Below are 9,503 nucleotides of genomic sequence, written 5' to 3'. Positions count from 1 at the left end.
TCTGAGACGGTAGTGCCGGCCGCTGGCCGGCTCTGAGACGGTAGTGCCGGCCGCTGGCCGGCTCTGAGACGGTAGTGCCGGCCGCTGGCCGGCTCTGAGACGGTAGTGCCGGCCGCTGGCCGGCTGTCATTGCCGGCCAGCGGCCGGCACTACCGGTTTCCGCTGCGCGGAAACAGAAACGCGCCCCGTGGGGCGCGTTTCTGCAGCTGTCGCTGGAAAGAAGGCTTACGCCTTCTTTTCCGCTTCCAGCTGCTTCCTGATCTGCGCATCCACCGCCGCGATGGCGGTCATGTTCAGGATCCGGCGCGAGGTCGCGCTGGTGGTCAGGATATGCACCGGCTTGTTCACGCCCATCAGGATCGGACCGATCGCCACGCCGTCGGTGAACACGCGCACCAGGTTGTAGGCGATGTTGGCCGCTTCCAGGTTCGGCAGCACGAACAGGTTGGCGCGGCCCTGCAGGGTCGAGCCCGGCAGCAGCTTCTGCCGCAGTGCTTCATCCCACGCGGTGTCGCCCTGCATTTCGCCGTCCACGTTCAGACGCGGGTTGCGCTTGAGCAGCAGCTCGCGCACCTGGCGCATCTTCAGCGCGTCCTTCGAATCGTGGCTGCCGAAGTTGGAGTGCGACAGCAGCGCCACCTTCGGCTCGATGCCGAACAGCTTCATGCGGTAGGCCGCCTGCAGCGTGGCTTCGCAAAGCTGCTCGGCGGTCGGGTCTTCCTGCACGTGGGTATCGACGAAGAAGAACACGCCCTGCTGGTTGATCACGCCGGTCATCGCCGAGGTCGAGGTGACCTTCGGTTCCAACGGCAGCACGCTGCGCACGTAACCCAGCTTCTTGTGGAAGCGGCCGACGATGCCGGTCAGCATCGCATCGGCTTCGCCACGGGCCACCATCACCGCCGCGATCAGGGTCGGGCGCGAACGCATCAGGTTCTTCGCCGCGGCCACGGTCACGCCACGGCGGCCGGTCAGGCCGTGGTAGTACTGCCAGTACTCGTTGAAGCGCGGGTCGTCGTTGATGTTGGTGACTTCAACGTTCTCGCCGATCTTCAGGCGCAGGCCGAGGCGCTCGATGCGCGATTCGATCACTTCCGGGCGGCCGATCAGGATCGGGTGCGCCAGGCCGTCATCGACCACGTTCTGCACCGCCTGCAGCACCACTTCCTCTTCGCCTTCGGCGTACACCACACGCTGCTTGTCGCTGCGCGCGCGGTCGTAGACCGGCTTCATCATCAGGCTGGTGCGGTAGACGAACTGGGCCAGCTTGTCGCGGTAGGCGCCCATGTCGGCGATCGGACGTGCGGCCACGCCCGAATCCATCGCGGCCTGGGCCACGGCGGCCGACAGCTCCACCAGCAGGCGGCGGTCGAACGGGCGCGGGATCAGGTATTCACGGCCGAAGCTCGGGGTTTCACCGCCGTAGGCCGAGCCCATGTCGGTGGCGGCACGGCGGGCCAGCGCGGCGATGGCGCGCACGCAGGCGATCTTCATTTCCTCGTTGATCGCGGTCGCGCCCACGTCCAGCGCACCGCGGAACAGGTACGGGAAGCACAGCACGTTGTTGACCTGGTTCGGGTAGTCCGAACGGCCGGTGCCGATGATCGCGTCCGGACGCGCGGCGCGCGCCAGTTCCGGCATGATTTCCGGGGTCGGGTTGGCCAGCGCGAAGATCACCGGGTCCGGCGCCATCGTCTTGACCATCTCGGCGGTCAGGATGCCCGGTGCCGACAGGCCCAGGAAGATATCCGCGCCGTCGACGATCTCGGCCAGGGTGCGCTTGTCGGTGTCGCGCGCATAGCGCTGCTTTTCCGGGTCCAGGTCGGTACGGCCGGTGTGGATCACACCCTCGCGGTCGAAGGCCAGGATGTTCTCCGGCTTCAGGCCCAGCTGCACCAGCATGTTCACGCAGGAAATGCCGGCCGCGCCCATGCCCGTGGTCGCCAGCTTCACTTCCTCGATCTTCTTGCCGGTGATCGCCATCGCGTTCAGCACCGCCGCGCCGACGATGATCGCCGTGCCGTGCTGGTCGTCATGGAACACCGGAATCTTCATGCGCTCGCGCAGCTTGCGCTCGACCACGAAGCATTCCGGCGCCTTGATGTCTTCCAGGTTGATGCCGCCGAAGGTCGGCTCCAGCGAGGCGATGATGTCGACCAGCTTGTCCGGGTCGGTTTCATCCACTTCGATATCGAACACATCGATGCCGGCGAACTTCTGGAACAGCACGCCCTTGCCTTCCATCACCGGCTTGCCGGCCAGCGCGCCGATGTTGCCCAGGCCCAGCACCGCGGTGCCGTTGGAGATCACCGCCACCAGGTTGCCGCGCGCGGTCAGCTCGCTGGCCTGCTGCGGGTCGGCCTTGATCGCTTCACAGGCGTACGCCACGCCCGGCGAATACGCCAGCGACAGGTCGCGCTGGGTCAGCATGGGCTTGGTAGCGGAAACCTTGATCTTTCCCGGCGGGGACATCCGGTGGTAATCGAGGGCGGCCTGTTTGAAATCTTCGTTGGACATCGATGTGGGTTACATGAATGGGCAGAAGGGACAGGGGATGATACCCCCGTTGGAGCGTCCGGACCTGTCGCTATCCTGTCGCAGCCATGCTGCGACCGCACAATTCCGTGCCGTATGCGACGGTACCGGGATACCAGCTTCGGCGTCTCCCATGACAGCCCGGGGACGCCCTGAAACGCCGCGGGGCCGCACCACTGTCGTGATCGGCCCCGCGGTACCACACACCTGGGTCAGCCCTTGGCCGGCAGCGCCTCGGGCAGCGCGTCCACCGGCGGCGGCAGCTCGCTTTCGCGGCCATCCAACGCCAGCTGCAGGCGGTTGCGGTCCAGCGCGCCTTCCCAGCGCGAGACCACCACGGTGGCCACGGCATTGCCGATGAAGTTGGTCAGCGAGCGGCATTCGCTCATGAAGCGGTCCACGCCGAGGATCAGCGCCATGCCGGCCACCGGCACCTCCGGCACCACGGCCAGGGTGGCGGCCAGGGTGATGAAACCGGCGCCAGTGACGCCGGCCGCGCCCTTGGAGCTGAGCATGGCGACCAGCAGCAGGGCGATCTGGTGGCCCAGGGTCAGTTCGGTATTGGTGGCCTGGGCGATGAACAGCGCCGCCAGGGTCATGTAGATGTTGGTGCCGTCCAGGTTGAACGAGTAGCCGGTCGGGACCACCAGGCCCACTACCGACTTGCTGCAGCCGGCGCGTTCCATCTTCTCCATCAGCGACGGCAGCGCCGACTCCGACGACGACGTGCCCAGCACCAGCAGCAGCTCGGCCTTCAGGTAGCGCGCCAGCTTGAACACCGAGAACCCGCACAGACGGCAGACCAGGCCCAGGATGACCGCCACGAACAGGAAGGCGGTGAGGTAGAACGAGCCCACCAGCCAGGCCAGGTTGATCAGCGAGCCGACGCCGTACTTGCCGATGGTGAAGGCGATCGCGCCGAACGCACCGATCGGGGCGGCCTTCATCAGGATGTGCACCAGCTTGAACACCGGGGCGACCAGCGCCTCCAGGAAGTTCAGCACCGGCTTGCCCTTCTCGCCCACCATCGCCAGTGCGATGCCGAACAGCACGGCCACGAACAGCACCTGCAGGATGTTGCCGTCGACGAAGGCGCTGAGCAGCGTCTTCGGGATGATGTCCATCAGGAAGCCGACCAGGGTCAGGTCGTGCGACTTCTCGACGTAGCTGTGCACCGCAGTCTGGTCCAGCTCGGCCGGGTTGATGTTCATGCCGGCGCCGGGCTGCACCACGTGCGCCACGATCATGCCGACGATCAGTGCCAGCGTGGAGAAGAACAGGAAGTAGGCCATCGCCTTGGCGAACACCCGGCCCACCGTGCGCAGGTGGGTCATGCTGGCGATGCCGGTGACGATGGTCAGGAAGATCACCGGGGCGATGATCATCTTCACCAGGTTGATGAAGGCATCGCCGAGCGGCTTCATCTTCTCGCCGATCAGCGGCTCGTAGTGGCCGAGGATGGCGCCCAGGACGATCGCCACGATCACCTGGAAATACAGCTGGCGGTAGATCGGCAACGGCTTGACAGGCGCCGGTGCTGCGGTCGGGATGTGCATGGCGGACTCCGGAAGGGGCGTTTTCAGGCACGTACGGGCCCGGGACTGCACGGGAACCGTTACCGTGGAAACTGCTCGCAGGCCCTGCGCAGCACGCGCAGGGTGCGACCAATGGACGCCTTTGTACGCGCCGGGCACGCCGGCGCAGATAACCTATTGGTACTAGCCCCCCGGTTCAGCTGGCAGTGATGCCTACACTGGCGCCGCACCGCCGCTCCCGGGGAGACCGGTGGCCCGTGCTGAACGGCCGGGCATGTCTTCGCGAAAGTTCTGGCCCTTGCGGCCGTTGTTGTCCTGTCCACACGCAATCTGAGAGAGCCGCACCCAACATGCGCCCGATTCCCACCTTGCTGGCCCTGTCCCTGGCCGCCCTTCCCGCCTTCGCTTCGGCTGCGGATTTCGACAACTGGCCGACCAAGTACGCCTTCGGCGACGGCACCGAGCTGGCGGCCACCGCCAACATCGCCTACGACTACAACGATTTCTCCTCGGGCAGCGGCCTTGAGGACGACGATGCCGTGCGCCGCAAGGAATTCGGCGCGACCCTGAAGAAGAAGGGTGTCTATGACGCGATGGTGTACTACGACTTCCAGGCCGACACCTGGCTGGACGTGTTCGTGCGCTTCGAGAGCAAAGCCTTCTTCGGCCGTGACGTCGGCCGCTTCCGCTTCGGCTACATGAAGACCCCGGTTGGCCTGGACGCGAATACCTCTTCGCGCGCCGGCAGCTTCCTGGAAACCGCGTTGCCGGTGCAGGCGTTCTACGCCGGCCGCCGCACCGGTGTGGAATGGGTGCTGGAGCGTCCGCAGTACCTGCTGCAGGCCGGCGCCTATGGCGGCAAGGACCTGCAGGGCGACAACCCCGGCACCACCCAGGCGGTGCGTGCGGTGTGGACGCCGGTGAAGGCACCGGGTGATGTGATTCACCTGGGCGTGGCCTACTCGCAGGAAAACCCGCGCGGCTACAGCGATGGCCGTGACGTGCACCACGAGGCCAGCGCGCGCCTGCGTGCGCGCCCGGAAGCCGGCCTGACCGACATCCGCTACGTCGATTCCGGCGCACTGGTCACCGCCGACCAGATCCGTCGTACCGGTCTGGAAGGCATCTGGATCCGCGGCCCGTTCTCGCTGCAGGCCGAAGCCCTGCAGGCCACCGTCACCCGCAAGGGCCTGCCCGACTACACCGGCAGCGGCCAGTACGCGATGGCCAGCTGGGTGCTGACCGGCGAATCGCGCCCGTACAACGCCGGCGCGGTGGCCAACATCAAGCCCGCCCACGATTACGGCGCAGTGGAACTGCTGGCCCGCTACAGCCGTCTGGACCTGGACGATGGCAGCATCCTGGGCGGCCGCCAGCACGACCTGACCATCGGCGCCAACTGGTACCTGACCAGCCACTTCAAGTTCCAGGCCAACTACGTGAAGGTCGACGCCAGCCGTCGTGGCGTGCACAGCACGCCGGAGATCTTCGAACTGCGCGCGCAGATGCACTTCTGACCCCTTCCACGTCAGATCCCGGCGGGCGTGCACGCCACGCCCGCCGGCCCTGCGTAGACTGCCGCCATGTATTGGCTGAGCCGCCACCGGATGCTGTTGCTGACCCTGCTGGTGATGGTCGGCGGCACCGTGTTGTGCGCGGTTGCGGCGGGACACTACGCCTGGCGCCGCGCGCTGGGCGAAGAAAGCAGCCAGGTGCAACGCCAGCTGCAGCTGTATGGCCAGGGCCTGCAGCAGCGCATCGACCGCTTCGGCACCCTGCCGCAGGTGCTGGCGCTTGATCCAGACCTGTTGCACGCCCTGCGCGTGCCGCCCACGCCTGCCGAACGGCAGCGGCTGAACCTCAAGCTGCAACGTGCCAACGAAGTCACCCGAGCGTCCACCCTGACCCTGGTCGGCCACGACGGCGTGGCGGTGGCCGCCAGCAACTGGGACCAGCCGACCACCAATGTCGGCGAGAACTACAGCTACCGGCCCTATTACCGCCAGGCCCTGGCCCAGGGCCGTGGCCGCTTCTACGGCATCGGCATGACCACCGGCGTGCCGGGCTACTACCTGTCGCAGGCCATCGAGGAAAACGGCCAGCGCCTGGGCGTGGTGGTGATCAAGGTCGAACTGTCCGCACTGGAACAGGAATGGCTGAGCAGCCCGGATGTGGTGCTGGCCAGCGATGACCACGACGTGGTGTTCCTGGCCAACCGCGATGCGTGGCGTTACCGGCTGCTGCGCCCGCTGGGTGCCGATGAGCGCCGCGAGATGCTCGACGCCCGCCAGTACGCCGATCGCGCCCTGCAGCCGTTGCGCGCGCGTACCGAAGACGTGCTGGCCGACGGCGGACGCATGGTGCGCCTGCTCGACCCCGCGTTGCCGCAGCCGATGCTGTGGCAGACCCTGGTGCTGCCGGCCGAAGGCTGGAACCTGCACCTGCTGCACGACGCCAGCGCCGCCAGCAGCGCCGGCCGGGCCGCCGCCGTCACCGGGGGCGCGGCGTGGCTGGCGCTGGGCTTCCTGGTGTTGTTCGTGCAACAGCGCCGGCGCCTGGCCAAGCATCGCCTGCGCAGCCGCCGCGAGCTGGAAACCCTGCTCAAGCAGCATGCACAGGAACTGCGCACCGCACAGGATGGCCTGCTGCAGGCCGCGACCGATGCCGACAGCGGGCTCAGCCGCAGCCTGGCGCACCTGCCGCAGGGCGTGGTGGTGATCGACCGCGAACTGCGGCTGGTGGCATGGAATGCACGCTATCTGGAACTGTTCCGGTTTCCGGCAGACCTGGTGCGCGTCGGCCGTCCGATCGAGGAACTGTTCCGCTTCAATGCCCGCCGCGGTCTGCTCGGGCCCGGCCCGGTCGATGAGGCCATCGAGCGCCGCCTCAACCACCTGCGCAGTGGCCGTCCACATATGCGCGAGAGCGAGAAGGACGACGGCACGGTGCTGGAGATCCGCGGCAACCCGCTGCCCGACGGCGGCTTCGTCACCAGCTATGCCGACATCACCAGCTACAAGAATGCCGCGCGCGAACTGCGCTCGTTGGCCGACGCGCTGGAGCACCGCATCGCCGAGCGTACCCATGATCTGGATGAGGCGCGTCGCGAGGCCGAGCAGGCCAACCGCTACAAGACCCGCTTCGTCGCCTCTGCGGTGCACGACCTGCTGCAGCCGCTCAACGCCGCGCGCATGTTCGTCTCGGTGCTGCGCGGCAAACTGAGCGACCCGGCGCAGCAGCAGACCGCCGACCATATCGACGCGGCGTTGGCGGCGCAGGATGCGATCCTCAACAGCCTGCTGGATATCTCGCGGCTGGAGTCAGGATCGCTGCAGATCCGCGTGCGCGCCTTTGCGATTTCGCCTCTGCTGGAAACCCTGGCCCGTGAGTTCGGCATCGCCGCCCAGAGCCGTGGCCTGCAACTTGACTGGGTGGATACGCGCGCGGTGGTGGTCAGCGACGAGGCCCTGCTGCGGCGCATCCTGCAGAATTTCCTGTCCAACGCGCTGCGCTACACCCCGCGTGGGCGCGTGCTGATCGGCTGCCGCCGGGCAGGCGACCAGCTGCGCATCGAGGTGCATGACCAGGGCCCAGGCATTCCGGAAAGCCTGCAGGGTGAGATCTTCGAAGAGTTCCGTCGCCTGAACGATGGCGTGGAGCAGGAACGTGGCGCCGGCCTGGGCCTGGCCATCGTCGAGCGCATCGGTCGCCTGCTCGGCCACCGCATCAGTCTGCGTTCAACACTGGGCAAGGGCAGTGTGTTCGCGGTGAGCGTGGCACTGGGGCACGCCGACGATGTGATCGCACCGCCGGCGGCGCCAGTCATCGTGACCGAGCCGTCTGATGACAGCCCACTGCGCCAGTGTCGGGTGTGGAGCATCGACGATGACCCCCACGTCTGCGCGGCGACCCGTGCGCTGCTGGAACGCTGGGGCTGCAATGTGGAACTTGCCGATGGGCCGCAGGGGGCACTGGAAATCGCCAGTGCATTGAACGTACCGCAGTTGCTGCTGCTGGACGTGCGCATGGGGCAGTGGCACGGTCCGGACCTGTACGAGGCGCTGTGCACGCTGTGGAAGGCGCGGCCGCCGGTGATCCTGGTGACCGCCGAGCGTGATGAGGCGCTGAAGGCGCACGCCGCCGAGAACGGCTGGGGCTTCCTGCTCAAGCCCGTGCGACCGCCCGCGCTGCGCGCGTTGATGACGCAGGTCTTGTTGCGGCATCGGGGGTAATACCGCTCTGCCATGTGGGGCATCGCCGTGCCGGTGCGCGGGCGGGGTCGCTCCCGGCTGATTCCGTACCGAATGCCTACGTCCCTTCGCGTGAGATCCGCAAAGTAAGAAGGAGCGAGACGCGCGACGTAGATGCGTAAGGCATGGACAAATTCCGAGCAAAGACAAGCAGTCCCCTGACAGACCGGCGCTACTAAAGCATGGAATATCTTGTTCCCCGGCCGATCGGCCGACCACACCGTAGGCGAAGAATGGACAAGCATTCACTGGGTAGCGTTGTTCTTGCAGCTGGCCTGGCACTGGCAACCGGCGAAGCAAATGCGGAGAGTGAAACGACCTTCAATGGTGTCAGATATCGCTGCACAAACAGCTGTGTCGTCAATGTTGACACTGCCGGAGCCTGGAAAGTTACCGATTGCTGTGGCGGACGCGTAAGGACAGTGTTCCAGACAACCCGACCACCGGACTGCAATGGTCCTTTTGATTGCCCTATTGATTGACACCCATAGCCCGCGCCCGAGGATCCACAATGAGCTCCAATCACATGCCCAGCTCCATCATACAGATCTCACATCTGATCACTGCAACACTACTATGCATATGCTGCGCAGGATGTACCGATGACAGAGCATCAGATGCGAACACCACTCACAATACGAGCGCGGCAGACGCACGAATCAATCAAGTCAGACCGAGCGATCTCAGCACACAGCCCTTGGTTGTGCGATCAAGAACAGACAACTCGACAGCGACCTCCCGTCGCGTAGCATCATCACTCGAGCATCTTCAGTCAGAATCTGCACTCATCTTCGAGGGCGGAATCTCAAGTCAGGTTGCCGGAGACCTCCTACGCTCCGGCAGAAGCACATCAGACGTGATCGACCGCATGACCCAGGACGCTGCAACCAGTACTGAGGCGCAGGATCTAGCCAAGCACTATCGATCCTCAATAACACGCGCGATGGGTGAGGACGCCCTACTGGAGCGCCTGTCATGCGGCCTTAGCATCTGCATCGGCATCGCTCGGGCCAAAAGCAATGCCGACCATGAAGCCTGGGGCCACAGGCTTGCGTCAGACCAATCCTCTCCCACCTACAGCTACGCCGAAGCATCTGAGAATCTTGGCGCTGGATACGAGAACAGATTCATATTCTCCACCGATCCAGTGATGAATTCGATCAGCGGCAACTAATCCTTCAAT

Annotated in this window: 5 protein-coding genes; 3 read left to right on the top strand and 2 right to left on the bottom strand. The window is 65.7% G+C overall.

The features are described from left to right. Nucleotides 1-225: 225 nt before the first annotated feature. Both C9412_RS13435 and C9412_RS13430 read right to left on the bottom strand, forming a co-directional pair. A complete protein-coding gene (locus tag C9412_RS13435) occupies nucleotides 226-2,517 on the bottom strand; it encodes an NADP-dependent malic enzyme (RefSeq protein WP_107232075.1) in 2,292 nt (763 codons plus the stop codon). A 230-nt stretch (nucleotides 2,518-2,747) separates the two neighbouring features. After that, complete coding sequence (locus tag C9412_RS13430) at nucleotides 2,748-4,091, bottom strand: dicarboxylate/amino acid:cation symporter (protein ID WP_107232074.1); 1,344 nt, start codon at nucleotides 4,089-4,091, stop codon at nucleotides 2,748-2,750. 329 nt (nucleotides 4,092-4,420) lie between these two features. On the opposite strand from C9412_RS13430, the gene C9412_RS13425 reads away from it, so the two are divergent. The 3 genes from C9412_RS13425 (at nucleotide 4,421) to C9412_RS13415 (ending at nucleotide 9,494) form a co-directional block, all read left to right on the top strand. Further along, nucleotides 4,421-5,587, top strand: a complete 1,167-nt coding sequence (locus tag C9412_RS13425) for a porin (protein ID WP_107232073.1) — start codon at nucleotides 4,421-4,423, stop codon at nucleotides 5,585-5,587. Nucleotides 5,588-5,653: 66 nt separating this feature from the next. After that, on the top strand, nucleotides 5,654-8,302 hold the full coding sequence (locus C9412_RS13420) for a PAS-domain containing protein (protein WP_107232072.1): 2,649 nt from the start codon (nucleotides 5,654-5,656) through the stop codon (nucleotides 8,300-8,302). Nucleotides 8,303-9,176: 874 nt separating this feature from the next. Further along, the gene (locus C9412_RS13415; protein ID WP_107232071.1) at nucleotides 9,177-9,494 is read left to right on the top strand and encodes a hypothetical protein; all 318 of its coding nucleotides are present in this window, start codon (nucleotides 9,177-9,179) and stop codon (nucleotides 9,492-9,494) included. The last annotated feature ends 9 nt before the right edge of the window (nucleotides 9,495-9,503 follow it).

The sequence above is a fragment of the Stenotrophomonas sp. Nf1 genome (genome assembly GCF_003028475.1).
GTDB lineage: Bacteria > Pseudomonadota > Gammaproteobacteria > Xanthomonadales > Xanthomonadaceae > Stenotrophomonas.
Note: the sequence above shows the minus strand (reverse complement) of the source record. Positions and strands in the feature narration are given on the sequence as shown.